This is a genomic window from Flavobacterium sp. NKUCC04_CG (assembly GCF_019345525.1).
In the GTDB taxonomy this organism is placed as follows: Bacteria; Bacteroidota; Bacteroidia; order Flavobacteriales; family Flavobacteriaceae; genus Flavobacterium.
In genome coordinates, this window is record NZ_JAHKRA010000010.1 from 112,444 (window position 1) to 134,927 (window position 22,484).

Annotated in this window: 18 protein-coding genes; 4 read left to right on the forward strand and 14 right to left on the reverse strand. The window is 37.4% G+C overall.

Going from position 1 to position 22,484, the window contains the following annotated elements:
- Positions 1-23: 23 nt before the first annotated feature.
- Positions 24-3,176, reverse strand: a complete 3,153-nt coding sequence (locus tag KO524_RS09750; protein WP_219293442.1) for an efflux RND transporter permease subunit — start codon at positions 3,174-3,176, stop codon at positions 24-26.
- A gap of 47 nt (positions 3,177-3,223) precedes the next feature.
- Positions 3,224-4,291 carry an efflux RND transporter periplasmic adaptor subunit gene (locus tag KO524_RS09755; protein ID WP_255555224.1) on the reverse strand — a complete coding sequence of 356 codons (1,068 nt, stop codon included), beginning with the start codon at positions 4,289-4,291 and terminating at the stop codon, positions 3,224-3,226.
- A 443-nt stretch (positions 4,292-4,734) separates the two neighbouring features.
- Here KO524_RS09755 and KO524_RS09760 point away from each other — a divergent pair, with 443 nt between their 5' ends.
- Positions 4,735-6,270, forward strand: a complete 1,536-nt coding sequence (locus KO524_RS09760; RefSeq protein WP_219293446.1) for a YifB family Mg chelatase-like AAA ATPase — start codon at positions 4,735-4,737, stop codon at positions 6,268-6,270.
- Here the strand turns inward: KO524_RS09760 and KO524_RS09765 are convergent, their stop codons facing one another.
- The 12 genes from KO524_RS09765 to KO524_RS09820 all read right to left on the reverse strand — a co-directional run bounded on the left by KO524_RS09765 (position 6,271) and on the right by KO524_RS09820 (position 18,184).
- Positions 6,271-7,032 (reverse strand): hypothetical protein, encoded by a 762-nt coding sequence (locus tag KO524_RS09765; protein ID WP_219293448.1) that lies wholly within the window; start codon positions 7,030-7,032, stop codon positions 6,271-6,273.
- A 114-nt stretch (positions 7,033-7,146) separates the two neighbouring features.
- Positions 7,147-8,007, reverse strand: a complete 861-nt coding sequence (locus tag KO524_RS09770) for a neutral zinc metallopeptidase (protein ID WP_219293450.1) — start codon at positions 8,005-8,007, stop codon at positions 7,147-7,149.
- A gap of 164 nt (positions 8,008-8,171) precedes the next feature.
- A complete protein-coding gene (locus KO524_RS09775) occupies positions 8,172-8,954 on the reverse strand; it encodes an ABC transporter permease (RefSeq protein ID WP_219293451.1) in 783 nt (260 codons plus the stop codon).
- Positions 8,955-8,957: 3 nt separating this feature from the next.
- Positions 8,958-9,662, reverse strand: a complete 705-nt coding sequence (locus KO524_RS09780; RefSeq protein ID WP_219293453.1) for an ABC transporter ATP-binding protein — start codon at positions 9,660-9,662, stop codon at positions 8,958-8,960.
- Entirely contained in the window at positions 9,655-10,893 is a 1,239-nt protein-coding gene (locus tag KO524_RS09785; protein ID WP_370629727.1) for a nitrous oxide reductase family maturation protein NosD, read from the reverse strand. Before KO524_RS09785 ends, KO524_RS09780 begins: the two co-directional genes overlap by 8 nt.
- 52 nt (positions 10,894-10,945) lie before the next feature.
- Complete coding sequence (locus KO524_RS09790; protein ID WP_219293455.1) at positions 10,946-11,380, reverse strand: nitrous oxide reductase accessory protein NosL; 435 nt, start codon at positions 11,378-11,380, stop codon at positions 10,946-10,948.
- Positions 11,373-11,984: a hypothetical protein gene (locus KO524_RS09795; RefSeq protein WP_219293457.1), complete on the reverse strand. Its 612-nt coding sequence runs from the start codon at positions 11,982-11,984 to the stop codon at positions 11,373-11,375. The genes KO524_RS09790 and KO524_RS09795 overlap by 8 nt, the downstream gene beginning before the upstream one ends.
- A 17-nt stretch (positions 11,985-12,001) precedes the next feature.
- A complete protein-coding gene (gene nosZ, locus KO524_RS09800; protein ID WP_219293459.1) occupies positions 12,002-13,963 on the reverse strand; it encodes a Sec-dependent nitrous-oxide reductase in 1,962 nt (653 codons plus the stop codon).
- 51 nt (positions 13,964-14,014) lie between these two features.
- Positions 14,015-14,479, reverse strand: coding sequence for a cytochrome c (locus KO524_RS09805; protein WP_255555225.1), 465 nt, complete (start codon positions 14,477-14,479; stop codon positions 14,015-14,017).
- Positions 14,480-15,016: 537 nt separating this feature from the next.
- On the reverse strand, positions 15,017-15,709 hold the full coding sequence (locus tag KO524_RS09810) for an RluA family pseudouridine synthase (RefSeq protein ID WP_219293470.1): 693 nt from the start codon (positions 15,707-15,709) through the stop codon (positions 15,017-15,019).
- Positions 15,710-15,874: 165 nt separating this feature from the next.
- Positions 15,875-16,693, reverse strand: coding sequence for a 3-methyl-2-oxobutanoate hydroxymethyltransferase (gene panB, locus KO524_RS09815; RefSeq protein ID WP_219293472.1), 819 nt, complete (start codon positions 16,691-16,693; stop codon positions 15,875-15,877).
- Between the two features lie 69 nt (positions 16,694-16,762).
- Positions 16,763-18,184, reverse strand: a complete 1,422-nt coding sequence (locus KO524_RS09820; RefSeq protein ID WP_219293474.1) for an L-serine ammonia-lyase — start codon at positions 18,182-18,184, stop codon at positions 16,763-16,765.
- A 267-nt stretch (positions 18,185-18,451) separates the two neighbouring features.
- Between KO524_RS09820 and dnaK the strand changes: the two genes are divergently transcribed.
- The 3 genes from dnaK (at position 18,452) to KO524_RS09835 (ending at position 21,717) form a co-directional block, all read left to right on the forward strand.
- Positions 18,452-20,341 (forward strand): molecular chaperone DnaK, encoded by a 1,890-nt coding sequence (dnaK, locus tag KO524_RS09825; protein ID WP_219293476.1) that lies wholly within the window; start codon positions 18,452-18,454, stop codon positions 20,339-20,341.
- A gap of 228 nt (positions 20,342-20,569) precedes the next feature.
- Complete coding sequence (locus tag KO524_RS09830) at positions 20,570-21,049, forward strand: DNA-deoxyinosine glycosylase (RefSeq protein WP_219293478.1); 480 nt, start codon at positions 20,570-20,572, stop codon at positions 21,047-21,049.
- Entirely contained in the window at positions 21,046-21,717 is a 672-nt protein-coding gene (locus KO524_RS09835) for a DUF2461 domain-containing protein (RefSeq protein ID WP_219293480.1), read from the forward strand. Before KO524_RS09830 ends, KO524_RS09835 begins: the two co-directional genes overlap by 4 nt.
- The last annotated feature ends 767 nt before the right edge of the window (positions 21,718-22,484 follow it).

Here is a 22,484-nt window from a genome sequence, read left to right on the forward strand (position 1 = left end):
AGCTGTTATAAGCCCATGCTCTTTTAATCATTAATAAATTTGGACTTTAATTTTTCGTCTATAGTCTGGAAAACAAAAAATAATAACGGTATAAATAATACCCCCAATCCAACGCCAAACAGCATACCGCCAGCAGCGCTAAAACTGATAGAATGATTGCCTTGAGCCGATGGGCCAACAGTCCACATCAAAGGAATTAATCCAGCGACAAAGGCTAATGAGGTCATTAAAATAGGGCGCAGTCTCATCTTAGCACCGAGCAAGGCGGCTTCGAGTATACTATGACCGTTTTTGCGTTGTTGCAAGGCAAATTCGACTATTAAAATGGCGTTTTTTGCCAAAAGGCCAATCAACATGATTAAACCGACCTGTACATAAATGTTGTTTTGTAAGCCGACTATATTGATCAACAGAAACACACCAAGTAAACCAGTAGGAACCGACAGTAGTATAGCCAGGGGTAATAAATAACTTTCGTATTGCGCTGCCAATAAAAAATAGATAAACAACAAGCTTAGTCCGAAGATAAAAATGGCCTGATAACCCGAAGATTTTTCCTCTAGACTCATACCGGTAAATTCGTAGGAATAATTACCAGGTAAGTTTGCAGCTACCTCTTCAATGGCCTTGATGGCATCGCCAGTACTATATCCTGTTGCTGGGTTTACGTTGATAGAAATGGCATTGTATAAATTGTAACGGCTTACTGTTTCAGGACCCAATACTTTTCGAAGTTTAACCAAGGTATTGGCTGGAAGCATTTCTCCTTTGTTGTTCTTGACATAGATTGATTTAAACGATTGAGGATCATTTCTGTAATCAACATCGGCTTGCATATATACGCGATACTGCCGACCAAATCGACTAAAATCACCTGCTTGCACACGTCCGTAGTACGATCGAATGGTAGTCATCAATTCTTTTACACTAACGCCCAGTGCTTTGGCTTTTACATTGTCAATGTCCAATACGTATTGCGGAAAATTTGACTTAAAAGAGGTAAAAGAAGTAGCGATTTCTGGACGTTGATTAATTTGCTTGATCAAATCATCTGCTGTACTACTAAATTTATCGAAACCGCCTCCTAAACGATCTTGTAAAACGAATTCCACGCCACTGAAATCTCCAAAACCAGCCATCGTAGGTCGTGGGAATACGTTAAATGTAGCTTCGTTTAATACCGATAAGTCACTATGGATGTTTTCAATAATAGTATTGATGTTTTTTACTTTACCTCGTTCTTTATAAGGTTTTAAGTTGATGTAACCCACAGCAAATGACGGACTGCTGCTGCCATCTATGGTATTGTATCCGGAAATATTAGTCATGCCTTCTATTTCTGGTCTTTTTTGTAAAATACTGTCTGCTTTAGCCAGTACTGCTTTGGTTCGGGCCAAAGAAGCCCCAGGAGGCAAGGCAAGGGAATAAGTAATAAAACTATCGTCTTCGGTGGGAATAAAAGCAGACGGAGTTTTAATCATGATTAATACACCCAAACCGATGACTAAGCTTAGTGCTACTAAGGAAGTTTTTTGGTGTTTGATGATATTTCTAATCAAAAGGACGTATTTGTCTGTAAATCGATTAAAAGCCACATTAAAGGCAAAGAAAAAACGGCCTTTTATACGTTCAAATTTATTGCGATTATCGACTACTTCGAGTTTTTCAAAATCCTTTGGAGGTTTTAGAAACAAGGCACATAAAGCGGGACTTAAGGTTAAGGCATTCACAGCAGAAATTAGAATAGCAATCGCTAGGGTATAAGCGAATTGCTTATAAAATAAACCCGTGGGTCCTTCCATAAAACCTACAGGTAGGAATACCGCTGCCATCACCATCGTTATCGAGAGGATCGCTCGGGTAATCTCACTCATTGTTGAGACTGTAGCTGCTTTTGCTTTCATTCCCGTTTGATGCATTTTTTCGTGTATGGCTTCGACTACCACTATGGCATCATCAACCACAATACCTATGGCCAATACGAGGGCAAACATGGTTAATACATTGATAGAAAATCCCAATAAATAGATAAAAAATAAGGTTCCCAGTAAGGACACCGGTATGGAGATGACTGGAATTATAGTGGAACGCATATCTTGTAGGAAGAGAAAAACGATGAGGAATACCAAGAAAAAAGCTTCGAAAAGTGTACTTCTTACTTGGCTGATCGATTCGTCAATCTGGTCTTTTACGGAATAGCTAATATCGTATTTAATGCCTTTAGGAAAAGTTAGTGAAACTTTTTCTAATACTTTTCGGACGCCAATATCAATATCTCGAGCATTAGACCCACTGGTTTGGGTAATGTTCATCGTAAGTCCCGGAAATCCATTTACGCGATTGTCACTACCTACGTTAGAAGCTCCAAATTCTACACGTGCTATATCTTTTAAAAAGAGAATAGAACCGTCGTCATTGGTTTTAATCACTAGATTTTCAAACTCTTCGGGTAAACTAAATCGACCTTTATGTTTTAGAGCAGTTTCAAAAACTTCATCGGAAGTTTCTCCAAATTTTCCCGGAGCAATTTCAAAGTTCTGGTCTTTTATTGCACTAATTACATCTTGGGGGACCAAATTATAAGCCGCTAATTTATCTGGATTTAACCAAGTACGCATCGAATAATCTCTAGAGCCAATGCGTCCAACCGAGGCTACTCCAGGTACGCGGAGTAGTTCTCTATTGAGATTGATTTGCGAGTAGGCTTGTAGAAATGTTTCGTCGTAGATACCCTGTGGGTGATCACTATAGAAATTGATAGTCATGATGTTTCCATTTTGGCGAGGGGTAACGGAAATACCCGCTTCATTGACCTCTGCTGGAATTTGACTGGATGCTTTGGAAACTCGATTTTGTACATTGACAGCAGCTTGGTCCGGATCGGTACCTGCTTCAAAATATATAGTAACCGAACCCGATCCGCTATTGCTGGCTTTTGAAGTAATATAGGTCATGTTGTCTACACCGTTAATCGCTTCTTCTATAGGTAACAAAACACTCTGCGCCATAGTTTCGGCATTGGCACCGGGATAGGACATGGAAACGGTGACACTGGGAGGTGCAATTTCGGGAAATCTTGTAATGGGCAACATCTTTAGACCAACAAGTCCGAGTAATATAAAAATCATCGAAATGACTGTTGCTAGGATGGGGCGGTTGATGATGGCTTTTAACATGGTTTGTCGTTTGGTTGAAAGAAAGTTTTTCTAATCGAGGAAGAGCGTTATAATTGTGGTTTGACGTACATGCCTTCAGTTAATTTATCAAATCCGGTTTTTATCACAATATCTCCGCGTTGTAAGCCGCTACTCACGATGTAATTATCACCAGAGGTGCCATCGGTAGTGATGGCTTGTAGTTTTACTTTGCTTTCGGAATCTAAAAGATATACGAAGGTTTTGTCTTGTATTGCTGTGGTAGCAACCTGAGGTACTAAAATGACATGATTACGAGACTCTTGTAGTTTTACCGTACCGGTGTTACCTGATCGCATAACGTCTTTGGAGTTTGGGAACGTGGCGCGCAAGGAGATGGCACCCGTACTGCGGTTAACTTGACCGTCGATGGCATCTACGACACCTTTTTCACCGTATTCATGACCGTCTGCTAAGATTAATGAAACCTCGGGTAAGATTTGTCCCGATGAGGTTATACGTGCCGTGTCTGCCTTTTGAGCGTCTTTGGTAAAATATAAAAAATCGGATTCACTCATGCCAAAATAGACATAAACATCGCTAACATCGGATAATACCGTTAAAGGTTGATTATCGTTTTTAGCTACTAAATTACCGATTCGCTTCGGAATTCTACCGATATAACCGCTAACAGTAGCTTTGATTAAGGTATATTCGAGATTGATTTTAGCGCTACCTACGGCAGCGGTAGCTTTAGCAAGTGACGCTTTGGCAATTTCATAATTGGACTTTGCCGTTTCCAATTGCACTTCGGCAATGACTTCGTTGTCAATAAGGGGCTTCAGTCGGTCAATCTCCAGTCGAGCATTTTTTAATTTGGCTTTCTCAACGTTTTCATTGGCAATAGCGTTGTTTAAAATTTCTTGATACGGCATGGGATTGATTTGAAATAAAGCTTGTCCTTCTTTGACAAAAGCTCCCTCATCTACAAATATTTTGTCGAGAGAACCTTCTACTTGAGGACGTATTTCTACATTGATTTTACCCTCAATATTGCCAATGTAATTCTTTACGGTTATCGCCGTAGCGGTATCGATTTTTATAACGGGTAAAGACAATGCGTTTTCTTTGGGATCCACTGGTTTGGGTGTAATCATATTACATCTGCTAAGACTTATTAGTGTTCCAATTAATAAGAGAGAGGAAAGACCAACGATTATATTTTTATTTTTTGTTATCATGGTATGGCGTGTGATGTTTCGGAGTTAAAATATAAAGTAGCGAGATTTCGATCGCGCTATAGGGCTATATTCAATCACAGTGCCACGAGGATATTAATTGGTAAAAAAGGATAATCCATTTGGATTTTTATAAAAAAACAATATGTTAAATAGTTGTTTGTTAATGTTTTATGTTTATTTTTGAAATAATGGAAAGCGATATTTAGGTCGTTTTTAAAAAGTGGTGCTCTTTGTGCACATTGTTCTCGAACCGTAGAGCTGTTCTACAAGAGTTTGTTTGTTTTTTATAATTTATCAACGAATTGATAAAGCTTTTTAAAAAACCATGGTGTTTTTAGTTTATTAAAAAGGTGCGGTTTATGATTACAAAAATATATGGTAGTGCCGTTTTTGGTATCGAAGCTTCAACGATTACTGTAGAGGTGAGTATGGGACAAGGTATCGGTTATCACTTGGTAGGTTTACCCGATAATGCAATTAAGGAGAGTAGTTATCGAATAGCGGCGGCTTTAAAAAATAACGGCTACAAATGGCCGGGACGAAAGATTATAGTGAATATGGCACCAGCCGATCTTAGAAAGGAGGGGTCTGCATACGATTTAACTTTGGCTGTGGGTATCTTGATGGATTCCAAACAAATCAGGACTACTACTCAAAAGGAGTATATCATTATGGGCGAACTGTCATTAGACGGTGGTTTGCAGCCGATAAAAGGAGCTTTGCCGATAGCTATTCAAGCTAAATTAGAGGGGTTTAAAGGTGTGATTTTACCTAAAGATAATGCCTTAGAGGCTGCAATAGTTGATGGATTGACGGTTTACGGGGTTGATAGCATACAGGAAGTTATTGATTTTTTTGAAGAAAAGCTCGTTTTAGAACCAACTGTTATAGATTTAAAAGCCACTTTTGAGCAAGTACAGCAGCAGTACGAAGGTATGGATTTTAAAGAAGTGAAAGGTCAGGAAAGCATAAAGCGCTGTATGGAAATAGCCGCAGCAGGAGGACATAATATTATTTTAATCGGCCCTCCGGGATCAGGAAAAACCATGTTGGCCAAGAGGTTGCCCAGTATATTACCACCCATGACCTTAGACGAGGCTTTGGAAACAACCAAAATTCACAGTGTTGTAGGAAGGGTTAAGGATATGGGACTGATGAGGCATCGCCCGTTTCGAAATCCACACCATACAGCTTCATCGGTCTCACTAGTAGGAGGAGGCAGTTATCCACAGCCGGGAGAAATTTCGTTGGCGCATAACGGTGTTTTATTTTTGGATGAATTGCCAGAGTTTAAAAGAGAGGTTTTGGAAGTAATGCGTCAGCCGTTGGAAGATCGAGAGGTAACGATTGCTCGTGCCAAGTTCACCATTACTTATCCGTCTTCGTTTATGTTAGTCGCTAGTATGAATCCGAGTCCGACAGGTTATTTTAAAGATTCAGATGCACCTGTACAATCAAGCCCTTTGGAAATACAAAGGTATTTGAGTAAAATATCTGGTCCGTTGTTGGATCGTATCGACATACATATAGAAGTAAATCCAGTACCCTTTGAAAAATTGGCAGAGCCCCACTTGTCCGAACCTAGTGAGGCCATTCGAAAACGGGTGATTAAGGCAAGAGTAATTCAATCCGACCGCTATAGCGAAATTTCGGGTATACATTATAATGCACAGATGTCAAATGCCTTAATTCGAGAGTTCTGTGCCCTGAGTGAGACTTCCTTAGATTTGCTAAAAGAGGCCATGCAGCGCTTAAATTTATCCGCTAGGGCCTACGATAGAATTTTAAAGGTATCGCGGACTATAGCCGATTTAGAGGGGGTTTCTACCGTAGAATCCCATCATATAGCCGAAGCAATTCAATACCGCAGCTTGGACCGTGAAGGTTGGATGTGATTATTTAGTTTCGTCAACATAGCCTACAGTGTTTTGATAAAGTATAAAATAAACGCAATAGATAAACGGTAAGGTAAAGATGACACCTACTATAAATAATAATAAACCAGCACCGGCTAAAAGGCTGCTAAACAGCAATAGTGCAATTATTTGTAAAGGTTGTTTGTTGACGATATCAACGCTGTGTTTGATCGCTGAAAAAGCAGATAGATTCCCAAAGATAATTAAAGGAGTTACCAATACGGTCAATGAACTTACCAGCCAATTGATTCCCAAAGCTACATATTGTAAATTTTGCAGCTGTAGGTATAATGATAAAACAGTAAAAAGCAAGGTAATCACAAAATGTGCTGCAAACAATTGTAAGCAGGCTTTAGTTTTAAAATAGGTGAAAGTGGTAGTTAACAAAACGAGCTTATCTTGGTAGGCATCTGCAGCCATTTTTACAAAACCAGCACTAAATATTGCCGAAATTCCTGTTCCTATGCTCAGGGCTAAAGTGTAGGTAATCAATCCGTCAAAGGATAAGAAAAGCGGGTCAAAATTTGTTAATAGCGATACCATCACCTTCGGTTCTTGAGTATATAAAAATAAACCGATACTAAATAGAATAGAACAGATAATTCCCACTAATAGTGTTGCAAGTCCTGCCATCAATGCTATTTTGGGATAAATTTTACTGGCTTCACTTAATAATTTAAAAGTCGAAATCTCAATTCCATCAGTTTGAATTGTGTTTAATCTTTTTTGAATATCTTTCATGAAGGCGTATTTTTTGGCTCAGTTAAATTTAAGCGACAAAAATACTAATTTAAAAACAAAGAATCAGCGTAAACAAATGTATTTGCAGACGCTGATTCGGTTTAATTTCTTTTGTTATTTTAAAGCATTAAAGGTATCACCCTGGGTGATATCTCCGGTATTATACCCTTTCATAAACCATTCTTTTCGCTGGGCAGATGTCCCGTGCGTAAAAGAGTCTGGTGTAACTTGTCCTTGAGTACGCTTTTGGATGGCGTCGTCACCAACGGCTTGGGCTGCGCTAAGTGCAATTTCTATATCGCCTGCATCTAGGTATTTCTGATTGTGTTTTGCCCATACTCCCGCATAAAAATCGGCTTGCAACTCTAAGGCAACGGATAGTTTATTAGCGCCTTTGGTATCGGTTTTACTCTGTAGTTTTCGAACTTCATTAGAGGTACCTAATAAGGTTTGTATGTGATGTCCAACTTCGTGAGCAATGACGTAAGCGATAGCAAAATCGCCTTCTTTTGCTCCAAATCGGCTGTGTAATTCTTTAAAAAAATTGAGATCCATATAAACCGTTTCATCTGCCGGACAGTAAAACGGACCTACATCCGCTGTAGCTGCTCCACATTGGGTATTGATGTTGTTTTCAAACAATTCCATTTTAGGTTCACGGTAGGTTTTGTTGTGTTCTTTAAAGATTTGACTCCACGTGACTTCTGTATAGCGAAAAACCACTTTGACCATTTGGCCCATTTCTACCTCTTGTTGGGTTAATGTTCTTGTACGGGTTTCCTCTGTCGTGGTTGAACTACCTTGATTAAATTGCTCTAAAATGGGGGTCAATTGTTGTACTGATTCGCCGCCAAAAAGATTAATTAACAGTATAACAATCCCGATAACTCCACCGCCTAGTACTGCTTTTCCCCCGCCAGACATTCCCCGTCGGTCGGTGACATTTTTACTTTCTTCTGAACCTCTCCATTTCATAAGTTGTTTTTTTAATAAATTTAAACAAATAATGAATTGGTTGCTCTACATGTAGAGCTTTTTTGTAAAAACTAAAATATTAAATAATGCTAAAGCTAAAATATTGATGTATTCACAGTGTGGGTTTGTTGTAAATGAGCTTAAGTACTTGTATAGTAAGGGTTTTAGAAATCTTTTTTATTCGATATATAACCTATTCTCAAAACGGGTAAAATTACCCAGAGCAGTAAGGAGGTTAAGGAGATAAAAAATCCTGAGATATTTCCGAAAAAATTTCTAAATAAAGCTCCAGTGTAACCGAGCAAAGCAGAAATATCTAATTTTAAGAGGATTAAAATCCTAGAGAGGTCAATTGGATTAAAGAGCGTTCCTATTAGGGAAACATTTTCCAAGGGGTAGTCGCCAAAAATAATTAGCGATATTAAAAAAATACCGTCGTATATCACGGCTAAAAACAACCACATTAATATAGAAAGTCCAAATCCTTTAATTTTATTTTCATTGGATAGGGCAATATTATAGGAAAGCGCCGTAAAAATTGCGGTTAGAAAAATGCCGATAAGTAACAATAAGGAGAAATCCCAAATGGCATTAGATTCTAACAATCCGTAAAATATAAACGGTATTCCTAAACCGATAACCAAACTCATGGATAAAGATAGGGCAACGCCCAAATATTGACCTAAAAAAATGGAAGATCTCTTTAGGGGTTGTGCCAACAACAACTCTGTGAATTCTTTGGAGTCGTAATAATACATCACACCAAACAAAGTACCTATTAATGGTACTAGTATCACAATTACATTCATCAAAGTAATGACAGCTTTGGATAGGTCGTTGTTTAGAAAAAGCAAAACAAAGCCCAACAATAAATAAAAGAGAAAATAGATGTAACTCCATCGACTGCGTATCAAATCGTAAAAGCTGTATTTGAGTATTTTAAGCATAATTTAATGATTGGTTAGTATTGAGGCGATTGCCTGTTCAAAATTAGTTTGGTTGGTAGATGTCTTTAAGGCGGATATGGTTCCTTTAAAATAAATTTTCCCTTCGAGTATAAAGATGATTTCCTCCGCAATTTCTTCGACAAAGCTCATGATATGAGAGGTTACCAATATGGTTTTTCCTTTCGCTTTTTCCAGAGTAATCAGCTGTTTTAATACTATTAATGCTGCAGGATCCAAACCCGTTGTCGGTTCGTCGAGTATCAATACAGGGCTGTCAAACATAAAAGTGAGCAGCAGGTTGACCTTTTGTTTGGTTCCACCAGATAAATTGCTTAGTTTTTTGTAAAGAAAAGGAGTCAGTCTAAAGACTTCAATTAGTTCTTTTTCCTTGCTTGTTGTAGTGTTACGCAAATCCTTAATCATTGTAATTAATTCTTGGACAGTAAGATTGTTGGGGAAATTGGCAATTTGTGGCAAATAATCAATTTCTTGTCGATATTCCCACTGTTTATAAATCGATTTGCCATTAAAATAAACCTGACCCGAATCTGGGAAAACCATACCTAATATGCATTTAGTCAAGGTCGTTTTACCGGAACCATTAGGGCCTAATATGGCGCAAACACTGGCTGGATCTATGTCCAAATCAATTCCTTTCAGTACTTGATTTTGACCGAATTTTTTATGGAGTTTCTCAATTTTAATCATGTTTTATTTTCTTCATTAGTGGTTCGGCATCAGTCAAATGGTCTGGAGTAAATACAGGAGATACTTTTTCGGAAAAATCGATAATATCTACAAATAGACTTCTTAGAAATAAAATGGCTTCGGGAGTTCTATTGACTATATAAGAGAATAGTTTTACTGGTCGATAGGGGACATCTCCAATGCCATCTTTATTTAAGTCATATCCCGTGTAGTTGCTCCAATAATTAGAATTAAAAGAATTGTGATTAAGGCCACCGTGATAAACGACATCAAAAGAATTGTGCATAAAATTGTTGTGGTTTATTTTGTTGTAGTAATTGGCACCTCTTGAATTAATAGCCCAGCCGTTACTCGTAAAATCATTGTTATAATATGCGACTCTATTGGATCCCTCTATGTTGATTCCGGTAGTGTTTTTATAAAAAAGATTGTTGTGTATTTTGGTATCATTGACTTCCTTTAGCAACACGCCGTATGCGGCCGAGCCCCAGTTGTTTTTAAATGTATTGTGAGACATTTTCATGTCTTTGGAAAACATTATAGCGACTCCAGCGCCATTGTTGTCAAAAGTATTACCACGTACAAAATCGTTGTTAGAAAACATAAAATGCAAACCATAGCGCACGTTTTTCATACTTTGGTTGTTGGTGATAGTACAGTAGTTTGAAAATTCCAAATAAATACCGTCGCGTACTTGCAATACTAAATTGTTGTCTATTTCTATTTGGTTGCTATACCACAATTGGATTCCATTGCCGGAATTAAATTCATTGAGGGCTTTGCCGTATATTTTATTATGGACAATTCTACCGTTCTTAGATTTTTCTATATAAATTCCAAAAAACAAGTTTTTGATAAGGTTATTTGAAATGACAAAGTTTTTACTTCCGCGAACGCGTATGGCTGCATAGTCTTTGATATAACTGGTACCGACATTTATAATGGTAAATCCGTCAACAACAACATCGTCTGCCGTGATGATTATGATTTCACCTTTTTCTTCTCCATCGATAATCGCTCCCGTTTCTGCTGTAATAGTTAGGGCTTTGTCAATTCGGATTTCGACTTCTCTATAAGTGCCTTTTTTTACTATAATAGTGTCGTATGCCTTTGCTGTTTTTATGGCTTCTTGTAGGTTAGTATGTTTACAATTTGGACCAACTTCAATAGTTTTAGAGAAAATAGTCAAAGGATGAAAAAATAAAAATACGCATATAATAATACTATAAATCGATTTCAATAGTTTGTATTTTGATGTTTGTAAGTGACTTTTATAACGTTTATTAGGGATTTAATACCTTGTTTAGTTCTTCCCAATTATACAGGCTACCTCCGTTTTTATCGATGATGTCGTCGGCATCTTCACCAACCCTTACAGCCGATAGAAAAGCACCCATCGGACTGGGTATTTTTTTGGAAATAATAAATACTGCTTCGGTGTGCGGGAGCAATATTCCGGGTTCATTAAGTGATGCCACCAGTATATGAGAGTAATTGGATTGCTCTTTGTCGGCTAGATAGTGTACCAAACACTCGATGGCATCAAACTTATAATTTTTGCCTTTTTGAGTTACAAGTTGTGCCGCGTGACCTTTATCAACAATCGTCATACGGCAAAAGTCACAACCGTCACGTCCATACGTGATCGGTTGTGGTTTTTTGCTGCAAGCACCTAGTAAGCAAGTGCTAAGTAATAGAATTAATAAACTTTTATTCATTTTTTAGGGCTCTTTTACCTATAAAGTAGGATGTCAAAACTAAAATTAAAGCAACCATCATAAGGTAAGCACCTGTATGTGGATAAGAATAGGCATCAAAATTTAAAATTTTCCGATGTCCCATCAGGGGAGGTTTATAGCTTAATGGATTTCCTTGTGCATCTACCATTTTCATGATGGCTTGCGGATCTAAGTTGGTTCCATATTCGGTTAACCATAAATTAAAATCATACATTCCTATACAGCTTAAGATACTCATTACTACAAGCCAAATTAGAAAATAAGAGGGTTTTGCTTTAGCGTATAACCCGGCAACACCTAATGCAATTCCAATTAAACTCATAGTAGCTATTACGATGGGAAAAATTTTAAATTCCACCATTTCTTCTGTTTTTGGGATTGTTTGCATTCCTATATAGTGGTTTAAACCGTCTATGTTTTGAAGGTCAAATTCACTTACTCCGGATATTCCAGTAATGTGGATATTCATACCTAAGGGTACAGGATATTGTGGTGCACCTAACATGATGTTCCATAGAGGAAAAACAAATAATCCCAATAATATGGCAGACCCAAGAATCATTAATATACTAGATTTTACCATTTTTGTTGTGTTTTAAACTATTCATCGTCTAAAGACCAAGATAATTCTATATTGGAATTTGCTGGAGATACTCTAACGTAACCTTGCATTTCTTGATGAAGTGCCGAGCAGAAGTCGGTACAATAGAAAGGCCATACACCAACTTGTTTGGGTTCCCATACAAAAGTTTCGGTTTTACCAGGAGAAATTAACAGCTCAGTAGTAGTCGCTCCAAGCATACTGATACCATGAGGCACATCAAAATCTTGTTCTAAGTTAGTTACGTGAAAATATACTTTGTCACCGACTTTAACACCTTCTATATTATCGGGAGTAAAGTGACTGCGTATCATGGTCATGTAAACATGTACATCTTTTCCATTTCGAACCACTTTGGCGTCTGCAGCAGATTTTGTAAAATAGGCGTGTTTGTTTTCATTTAGTTTATAAATCTGTCTCGATTTATGCATGATTTTATCCGCTTTTATTGCCGCAGCATAGTGTGGCTCTCCAATGGTTGGGAAATCGAGTAGCAACTCCATTTTGTCCCCTGAAATATCATATAACTGTGCAGAGTGATTCATATCAGGACCTACCGGCAAATACCTGTCTTTGGTTATTTTGTTCATGGCTACAAGATACTTTCCATCTGGCTTAGCCGAGTTGCCTCCGGGGATCATTAAGTGACCTACCGAATAATAAGTCGGTTTTCTGTCTACAACTTCCCAAGTCCCCAATTTCCATTTTACAACTTCAGATGAGATGAAAAAAGTGGTATAAGCATTTCCCTTACCATCAAATTCGGTGTGTAAAGGACCCAAGCCCGGTTGTTCTACCACACCTGCCAAAACTTCGTCAAAGTTTAGGATAGGAATACCGTAAGCCTCCCCATCAAATCGTTTTTCTTCAATGGCTTTTAGCATTTTCGTAAAAGAGTGCACGGTAAGATTGGCCGATAATTTTCCGTTCCCAATAATATATTCTCCAGACGGATCAACATCACAGCCATGTGGTGATTTTGGTGTTGGTAATAAATAGACTAATCCAGGTAATTCACTGGCATCGAGGATTAAGACTTCTTCTTTTATAGTTGAAGTAGCCGTATGTGTTGCATTGTTATGTTTGTTATGAGCATATCTGGCTGCTTGTTTTTTACCCTTTCCCGCTTTAATGTATTCTTCCGCTTTTTTCCAATTGATGGCAGCTATAAAATCTTTATCGTTCTGAGACGAATTAACTTCTAACAGACTATGAGCTTCTTCCGTATTATATGTGGTAAAGAAAAACCAACCGTGCGATTTTCCACGACCTGGATGTGCTAAATCATAATTAAAGCCAGGCATCATAATTTGAAAGGATAAATCCATTTCACCAGATTTTGGATCGACACTAATAAAGGATAGTGATCCTTTAAAATTTCCTTTATAGTCCTTAATAGGCATATCGCGCTGGGGAATAGGAACTGAAAAACGAGTTCCTGCAACCACGTACTCCGTGTTTTCAGTAACAAAAGAAGAACTGTGGTTACCAGCGCTATTCGGAATTTCTAAGATTTCTGCTGTACTAAAATCTTCTAAATCGATTCGAGCAATTCGTGGAGTATTATTACCGTTGATAAAAATCCACCTGCCGTCCAATTCCCCATTGGTTTGTGAAATATCAGGATGATGGGAATCGTCCCAAGGAATAAACCCGTGAGATGTCATTAACATCGGTTTGGTCTCTTCACTATAACCATAGGCTGTTTCTGGATCTTGAGAAAAGACCGAAATTACTTTAAAAAGCCTTCCTGATGGTAACCCATAAACGGAAAGCTGCCCGCTAAATCCTCCTGAGAAAAAACCGTAATATTCATCGTATTCTCCCGGTGCTACATATACGCGTTCTGCAGCGTTGGAGCTTAAGGCTCCTTTGGAACTAGTTGATTTTTGTTTGTTACAACTACTTACCAAAAGCCCTAAAACAGCACACAAAATGGATACTCTTAAAACTTTTTTCATAATGTATATATTAAAATTAAGACCTATTAATAGCTCAACGAGGCAGCAACTTTATAAACTTCTAAAGTATTCTAATACCGCTCGTGCTTCTTCTTCGGTTAAATTTTGATTGGCCATAGGTGCACCATTAAACTCCATAAGAAGTTCTTTGGCTAACAAATCGTCTTTAATCATATTTTCGGGATTTAAAATCATGTTCATCACCCATTCTGGGCTTCGTCTCAGTAAAATCCCTTTAGGTGCAGGCCCTATAAATCTTTTTTCAGGTTTGTGACATGCAGTACACATCATTTTAAAAATTTCCTGACCCTTTTCTACTAAACCGGCATTAATGGCTTCTAATGTTACTGTCTTTATGGGACCAACCCCCTTGTTCTCTAAATCTATTTTTTCTGAGGCTGCGACACTAGAAGAAACCAATTCTTTTGGTTTTTCTTTGGGCTCTTCACCTGGAATTCCAACAATGATAGTAGGATAGATTTCCTGTTTGGGTTCCTCTTTTTCAATACAACTCATACAGAGTGATATATTAGTTAGTAGTAGTACTATAAAAAAAATCCTGGTAGTTATAATCGCCATATACAGTAGTTTTATAAACCAAAGTTATTTTTTATTAAAACCACTTTATATGATAATTGTCAGATAATAAGGTGTTTAGCTCGTTTGTTTTACGATTAAAATTATTCTAAAAAAAAACGAACAATAATGTACTTATAGTTTTTTTGAGCCGAAATACTAATCGTTTTGTCAATTTAGGGAGTTCTACGGTTCTGAAAAATCAGTCCATTAATTATGATGCAGAAGAAAATTACAGTCTCCGTTAGCTAAAGAAGGATCGAGACCGGGTATTTGAAGGTTACGGTATATAGATAAAGGAGGGTAATGTATTAGGATGTAAAGACCTAATTTTGGGTGTTTTTACAGTTTAACTAGGGGAATTAGTTGTGTGCTAGGTAGTTTTATAGAGATGGGGATAAAAGCAATATGTTTTACAACAATAAGGCTATCGTTATGATAGCCTTATTGTTGTAAAATGGCATTGATTATCGGTGTTTATTTTACCAAGTTCCACAAGACATCAGGAGGCGTTGGTGCAATAATGGATATTATTTCTTTAGTTACCGGATGTTCAAATCGCAGTTTTCTGGCGTGGAGATGGATTCCTCCATCGGGATTGCTACGGTCAAAACCGTATTTTAAATCGCCCTTTATTGACGAACCGATCAGCGCGAGTTGTGCGCGAATTTGATGGTGTCTTCCCGTGTGTAAATCAATTTCCAATACGCCGTAACGATCAAGTTTTTGAATTAATGTATAGGTTAAACTGGCTTTTTTACTTTCGGGTACTTCTTTGATATGTGCTTTAGATGTATTATTTTTTGGGTTTCGAACCAGATAGTGTTCCAGCGTAGCTGACGGTTTTTCAGGGATGTTTTTTACAATAGCCCAGTAGGTTTTCTGAGTCTCTCTTTTTTTAAATGATTCGTTTAAACGCGTCAGGGCTTTTGATGTTTTTGCAAAGACAATCAATCCAGAAGTGGGCCTGTCTAATCGATGTACAACGCCTAAGAAAACAGCTCCGGGTTTGTTGTACTTTTTTTTGATATAGAGCTTTACGACTTCACTCAATGGGAGGTCGCCCGTTTGATCGCCTTGAGAGATATCACCAACTCTTTTGTTAATAACTATAAGATGATTATCTTCAAATAGGATTTGTAAATTATCTGGTGTGGAAAGAATTTTCATAGAAATAGTTGTTGAGGTTATATAAGGTAAAGTGATTTACCTGTATACTTTACCTGGCTGAATTGGTTTGTTTTTTATAAACCAATTGTTCACGAGACTGGATTAGGTTCTTAAACCAAAATATCCTTAGTGAACTAAGGATATTTGTATCGGAATTAAGTGTTTTTAATATTGTTCATTTTCGTTGGGGAAATCCACTGATTTTACATCAGCCACATATTGTTGTACCGCTTCTTTCATTTGATCATATACGTTTAGGTATCTTCTCAAGAAACGCGGATTAAACTCATGGGTTAATCCAATCATATCATGGGTAACTAAAACTTGTCCATCTACACCATTACCAGCTCCAATTCCAATAACGGGAATCGAAATACTCTCGGCAACTTTTTTAGCTAGACTAGCCGGTATTTTTTCAAGCACCAGACCAAAACATCCGATTTTCTCTAACATTTTAGCATCTTCTAGTAACTGATCCGCTTCTTCATCGCCTTTAGCGCGAACGGTATAGGTACCGAATTTATAAATGGATTGAGGTGTTAAGCCCAAATGTCCCATAACGGGAATTCCAGCGCCTAAAATGCGCTTAATACCTTCTTTAATTTCTTGTCCACCTTCCATTTTAACACCGTGAGCACCGCTTTCTTTCATAATTCGAATAGCAGAACGCAAGGCTTCTTTCGGATCGGATTGATAGGATCCAAAAGGCAAATCTACTATAACCAAAGCTCTTTCAACGCCACGTACTACTGACGATGCGTGATAAATCATTTGATCTAAGGTTATGGGTAAGGTCGTCTCGTGGCCGGCCATAACATTACTTGCAGAATCTCCAACCAACATCACATCTACACCTCCCGCTTCTAATGCGCGAGCCATAGAATAGTCATAACAAGTAAGCATAGAGATTTTTTCTCCATGAGCTTTCATGTCTATAAGGGACTTGGTAGTCACTCTTTTATAGTCTTTTTTTGCAATTGACATAGTGTTTTGCTTTTATAATGATGTGTAAAAGTAGTTCTTTTTATTTTTAAAAATAGGGTTTTAGCTGAATTAACAGTCTGCTAAGTTTACTGCTACAGCCAATCCTCCTTCAGAGGTTTCCTTATATTTGTTATTCATATCTTTAGCGGTTTCCCACATGGTTTTAACCACTTTGTCCAGCGGTACCTTAACGTTTAAAGGATCGGTTTCCATAGCCAATTCGGCAGCGTTAATCGCCTTGATAGCGCCCATAGTGTTTCTTTCAATACACGGTATTTGTACCAATCCTCCTATCGGATCACAGGTCATTCCCAAATGATGCTCCATCGCAATTTCTGCTGCAATTTGTACTTGTTCTGGAGATCCGCCCATCAATTCACACAGGGCGCCAGCAGCCATAGCAGAGGATACGCCAATTTCCGCTTGGCATCCTCCCATAGCGGCAGAAATAGTAGCTCCTTTTTTAAAGATACTACCAATTTCTCCAGCAACTAATAGAAACTGTTTGATTTCTTTTGGACCGGCTTTATGGTTTTCAATAACTAAATAATACATTAATACAGCTGGAATTACTCCAGCACTACCGTTGGTAGGCGCAGTAACTACACGACCTAATGAGGCGTTGACTTCGTTGACTGCCAAGGCAAAACAACTGACCCATTTTAATATTTCTCTAAAGTAAACTTTGGTTTTTCGAATAGCCGTAATCCATTCTTGATGACTGTTGTAAACACCGTCACCAATTAATTTTTTATGCATGTCAAAAGCACGGCGACGTACGTTTAATCCGCCAGGGAGGATTCCTTCGCTATGACAGCCGATATACATACACTCAAGCATGGTGTCCCAAATGCGCAAGAGTTGGTAATCGATTTCTTCTTCAGAACGCATAGATTTTTCGTTTTCATATACGATTTCAGAAGTGCTCATTTGATGTTCCTTACAATAAGCCAATAGCTCTGTTGCCAAATCGATAGGATAAGGGAATGCGCCTTTTACAGCCTCGTTTTCTATGTTTTCTATTTGATTTTCTTTAATAATAAAACCACCGCCTATAGAATAATAAGTCGCTTTATATTGTTTGTCCTCGTAATAGGCCGTAAACGACATTCCATTGGCATGAAAGGGTAAAAACTCCTTATTGAAGATAATGTCTTGTTGGATGTGAAAGGGAATTTCTTTTTGATTGTCCAAGCAAAGTACTTGGTCGTTTTTTATACTTTGAATCGTAGGGTCCAAACTGTGAATTGGTACGGTTTCTGGGTCGGCTCCCGTTAAACCTAACATAACTGCTAAATCGGTCGCGTGACCAATTCCAGTAAGTGATAGCGAACCATAGAGGTCAATTTGAACTCGACTGATTTGGGCAAAAATCTGTTGGCTGTGCAATTCTTTTAAAAAGGATTCCGCAGCCCGCCAAGGACCCAGCGTATGGGAACTCGATGGACCAACTCCAATTTTAAGCATATCAAAGACTGAAATACATTCCATATTATTGTGGGGGATATTTTATTACGAAGATAGTCAAAATCCATACAGTTGCAAGAGGCCTTAACTATATTCTAGTATTTTTTATGACAGTTTAGGGAGGTTTATTTAGTTGGATTCTAAATAAAATCAATCAGTTGTGACAGATTGTCATTTAGCAGATTCATTTTGTAAAAATAAATGACAAGATTATCATAAAAAAGTAATGGCATAAAGATTGACTATTAGTAATTGAGTTTAAAATAGTAAAAATAATTTAACTAATATAATATGAGTAAAATAATTGGAATCGATTTAGGAACAACGAATTCATGTGTTTCTGTAATGGAAGGTAATGAGGCCGTTGTAATCCCTAATGCAGAAGGAAAGAGAACAACCCCATCTGTGATTGCATTTGTAGAAGGTGGAGAAATCAAAGTTGGTGATCCTGCAAAAAGACAAGCAGTTACGAATCCAACAAAAACTATAGCTTCTATCAAAAGGTTTATGGGGGATAAATTCAGTGAAATTTCTCAAGAAATTTCTCATGTTCCGTATAAAGTTGTAAAAGGAGATAATGATACGCCACGTGTTGACATCGATGGTCGTTTGTATACGCCTCAAGAATTGTCTGCAATGACGCTTCAAAAAATGAAAAAAACAGCTGAAGATTACTTAGGACAAGAAGTAACGGAAGCGGTAATTACAGTTCCTGCTTATTTCAACGATGCACAACGTCAAGCGACTAAAGAAGCTGGTGAAATTGCTGGATTGAAAGTAAGACGTATTATCAACGAGCCTACAGCAGCAGCTTTGGCTTATGGATTAGACAAAGCAGGTACAGATCAAAAAATCGTTGTTTACGATTTAGGTGGTGGTACTTTCGATATTTCTATCCTTGAATTGGGAGATGGAGTTTTTGAAGTGTTGTCAACTAATGGTGATACTCACTTAGGTGGAGATGATTTTGACCAAGTAATTATCAATTGGTTGGCTTCTGAGTTTGAATCTGAAGAAGGTTTAGACTTACGTAAAGATCCTATGGCTCTACAACGTTTGAAAGAAGCGGCTGAAAAGGCAAAAGTAGAATTGTCATCTTCTACTCAAACAGAAATCAACTTGCCGTATGTTACAGCAACTGCTTCTGGACCAAAACACTTAGTGAAAACATTGACTAGAGCTAAATTTGAACAATTGGCAGATGAATTGATCCGTAGATCAATGATTCCATGTGAGAAAGCTTTAAAAGATGCTGGTTTATCTAAATCAGATATCGACGAAGTAATCTTAGTAGGAGGATCAACTCGTATTCCAAGAATTCAAGAAGAGGTGGAGAAATTCTTCGGAAAGAAACCATCAAAAGGAGTAAACCCAGATGAGGTAGTTGCTATTGGTGCAGCTATACAAGGTGGCGTACTTACAGGAGAGGTAAAAGACGTTTTATTGTTAGACGTAACACCACTTTCTTTAGGTATTGAGACTATGGGTGGAGTATTGACTAAATTAATCGAGTCTAATACAACCATTCCAACCAAAAAATCTCAGGTTTTCTCTACAGCGTCGGACAATCAGCCTTCTGTGGAAATCCACGTATTACAAGGTGAAAGACCGATGGCAACAGACAATAAAACAATTGGTCGTTTCCATTTAGATGGAATTCCACCAGCACAAAGAGGTGTGCCTCAAATTGAAGTAACTTTTGATATTGATGCTAACGGAATTATTAAAGTATCTGCTACGGATAAAGGAACAGGTAAATCACATGATATTCGTATCGAAGCTTCTTCAGGATTAACTGAGGCTGAAATTGAAAGAATGAAAAAAGAAGCAGAAGCTAATGCTGATGCTGATAAATTAATAAGAGAGAAAGTAGAGAAACTCAACGAAGCGGATGCTATGATTTTCCAAACAGAAAAACAATTATCAGAATTTGGTGATAAGTTATCTGCGGACAACAAATCTAACATCGAAGCAGCTTTGGAAGAGTTGAGAAAAGCTTATGAATTGAAAGATGCTGATACCGTTCAAACGGCATTAGATAAAATCAATGAAGCTTGGAAAGCGGCATCTGAAGAAATGTATAAAGCACAAGCCGACGGTCAAGCTGGAGGTGCTCAAGAAGCACAACCAAACCAAGCTGCTGACGGTACTCAAGATGTGGACTACGAAGAAGTAAAGTAATTTTAAACTAAAATAACCTTTTAAAACCGAACTGGAAACAGTTCGGTTTTTTTTTACCTTTACATTCGGCTGTTAAAAATCAATTTTCTTAGCGTGCTAATGCACGGGATTTATATAAAATCGTATATTAAAAAACGGTTTAATTCACTATTGAAAATCAGTAGCAATACGTAGTTTACTATAATTTTCGTAACTTTAAATAGTAATAAATTGTCTAAAGTAGCCTCTATGAAATATTCGTTTCCACCTTTGATTACAACGAATTCACGCATTTTGATTTTGGGTACGATGCCGGGTGAAAAATCGTTGCAATGCCAAGAATACTATGGTAATAAACAAAATCATTTTTGGAAAATTTTATTTAAGGTTTTCGATAGAACATTTACTGCCGATTACGAATCAAAGAAGATTTTATTGGAGGAGTTTGATTTAGCACTATGGGATGTGTTGGAGCGCTGTGAAAGACAGGGAAGTTTGGATAGTAAAATAAAAGGTGAAATACCCAATGATTTAATGGGACTATTACGTAAATTCCCCAACATAAAATACATCGTGTTCTCCAGTAAAAATGCGGAGAAATACTTTTATAAATATTTTACAAAAACACCAGAACTCGAGTATGTAACTTTACCCTCTCCTAGTGGTGCAAATGCGACTATGCGCCTTGATCAAAAGATAGAAAATTGGAAAAAAATAACGCAATTATGAATAAAGTACCAGAAACGGCTTTTAATTTTTTGAACGATTTAAGTCAGAATAATAATAAACCTTGGTTTTTAGAGAATAAAGACCAATTTGACCGGGTTTTTGACGACGTTAAAAGCTTTTTTAAAGGCATTTATGAAGAAATGCAGGCAAGTGATCATTTAGAGCGTTTTCACGTGCATCGCATTTATAGGGATGTACGGTTTGCTAAAGATAAAACTCCGTATAAGAATTATTTTGGATTGCATCTCGGACGTACAAAACCTTTATTGAGAGGCGGGTATTATATCAGTATTGAACCGGGAAAATCATTTGTCGGTGGTGGTTTTTGGGAACCGGATAAAGAAGATTTATTGCGTATTCGTAAAGATATTGAACAAGACGATTCGGAATTGCGTAGCCTGGTACAGGCGCCAGAGTTTGTTAAATATTTTGGAGAATTATCGGGTGAAGAACTCAAAACAGCACCAAAGGGATTCGATAAGGAACATAAAGCCATTGACCTATTGCGTAAAAAACAATTTTTGGTGATGCGGTCTTTTACCGACGCTGAAGTGCTTAGTGATCAATTTGAAAATGAAGTTATTCGTACTTTTAAAGCCATGCGTCCCTTCTTTGATTATATGTCAGAAGTGCTGACAACCGATGCAAATGGGGTGAGTAGGTATTGATTTTGGGATATAGATATTAAAAAATAACAATCAAAAAAAGGGATTAACATTGGTTAATCCCTTTTTTTGATGATTAACTGCTTCTTAGTATGTGTAATCGAGGGAATAGTTTTTTCCTTCCCCGTCAATGGTAATTGTCAACTTAACATTTTTGCTTTCCAAACCGGGAATTTGTGGTGTAGATGGATTACCATTGTCGATACCCATCGCAAGAATATCATGAATGTGTTTCGTGCCAAAAATGCGACAGAATTAACTAAGATAGTGATACAGTATGGGATTTTGTGTTAAGTCGAAACAAGATTGGGGTAAATTTTATACAACCCATTGAAAATTAGCGGAACAGCTTATTTAAGCAGATAAATTTTATAAAAAAAAGAGCTCTAGCAATTTATGTAGAGCTCTTTTCGTTTTTTAGCGATCGGTATTTGGTTTTTTAATTGTCTAAAATTTCAATCTCAAACATCTTGTTCCAGTTTTTCTCAGTAACAAAGAAAGTTTTGGTCGTTTGATTATGTGGAAGTGCTGTTCTAGCAGGTCGCTCGTATAAAGAATAAGGGATTTAGTAAGGATTTATAATAGGAAATTACGCGCTATTTCCATGATATGATAAGTCTAACTATTTTATTAAAGCGGTCGTAAACTCAGTTTTACGGCCGCTTTTTGTGTATGCGCAAAAAGCGGTGTTGTTTTTTGTCTCTTAGATGGCTTGTTGTAAGGAGCAGATTTACTCACTGTTTTTTACAAGTCTGGTTGTTTCGTTGTAA

What these genes read in the sequence shown, in the direction of transcription:
- KO524_RS09820 (WP_219293474.1), bottom strand. Translation starts at nt 18,184, where the DNA reads ATGGAATGTATTTCAGTCTTTGATATGCTTAAAATTGGAGTTGGTCCA.
- KO524_RS09780 (WP_219293453.1), bottom strand. Translation starts at nt 9,662, where the DNA reads ATGATTAAAATTGAGAAACTCCATAAAAAATTCGGTCAAAATCAAGTA.
- KO524_RS09760 (WP_219293446.1), top strand. Translation starts at nt 4,735, where the DNA reads ATGATTACAAAAATATATGGTAGTGCCGTTTTTGGTATCGAAGCTTCA.
- KO524_RS09810 (WP_219293470.1), bottom strand. Translation starts at nt 15,709, where the DNA reads ATGAAAATTCTTTCCACACCAGATAATTTACAAATCCTATTTGAAGAT.
- KO524_RS09775 (WP_219293451.1), bottom strand. Translation starts at nt 8,954, where the DNA reads ATGCTTAAAATACTCAAATACAGCTTTTACGATTTGATACGCAGTCGA.
- KO524_RS09750 (WP_219293442.1), bottom strand. Translation starts at nt 3,176, where the DNA reads ATGTTAAAAGCCATCATCAACCGCCCCATCCTAGCAACAGTCATTTCG.
- nosZ (WP_219293459.1), bottom strand. Translation starts at nt 13,963, where the DNA reads ATGAAAAAAGTTTTAAGAGTATCCATTTTGTGTGCTGTTTTAGGGCTT.
- KO524_RS09805 (WP_255555225.1), bottom strand. Translation starts at nt 14,479, where the DNA reads ATGAGTTGTATTGAAAAAGAGGAACCCAAACAGGAAATCTATCCTACT.
- KO524_RS09835 (WP_219293480.1), top strand. Translation starts at nt 21,046, where the DNA reads ATGAATAAAGTACCAGAAACGGCTTTTAATTTTTTGAACGATTTAAGT.
- KO524_RS09790 (WP_219293455.1), bottom strand. Translation starts at nt 11,380, where the DNA reads ATGAATAAAAGTTTATTAATTCTATTACTTAGCACTTGCTTACTAGGT.
- KO524_RS09770 (WP_219293450.1), bottom strand. Translation starts at nt 8,007, where the DNA reads ATGAAATGGAGAGGTTCAGAAGAAAGTAAAAATGTCACCGACCGACGG.
- dnaK (WP_219293476.1), top strand. Translation starts at nt 18,452, where the DNA reads ATGAGTAAAATAATTGGAATCGATTTAGGAACAACGAATTCATGTGTT.
- KO524_RS09795 (WP_219293457.1), bottom strand. Translation starts at nt 11,984, where the DNA reads ATGGTAAAATCTAGTATATTAATGATTCTTGGGTCTGCCATATTATTG.
- KO524_RS09830 (WP_219293478.1), top strand. Translation starts at nt 20,570, where the DNA reads ATGAAATATTCGTTTCCACCTTTGATTACAACGAATTCACGCATTTTG.
- KO524_RS09755 (WP_255555224.1), bottom strand. Translation starts at nt 4,291, where the DNA reads ATGATTACACCCAAACCAGTGGATCCCAAAGAAAACGCATTGTCTTTA.
- KO524_RS09765 (WP_219293448.1), bottom strand. Translation starts at nt 7,032, where the DNA reads ATGAAAGATATTCAAAAAAGATTAAACACAATTCAAACTGATGGAATT.
- panB (WP_219293472.1), bottom strand. Translation starts at nt 16,693, where the DNA reads ATGTCAATTGCAAAAAAAGACTATAAAAGAGTGACTACCAAGTCCCTT.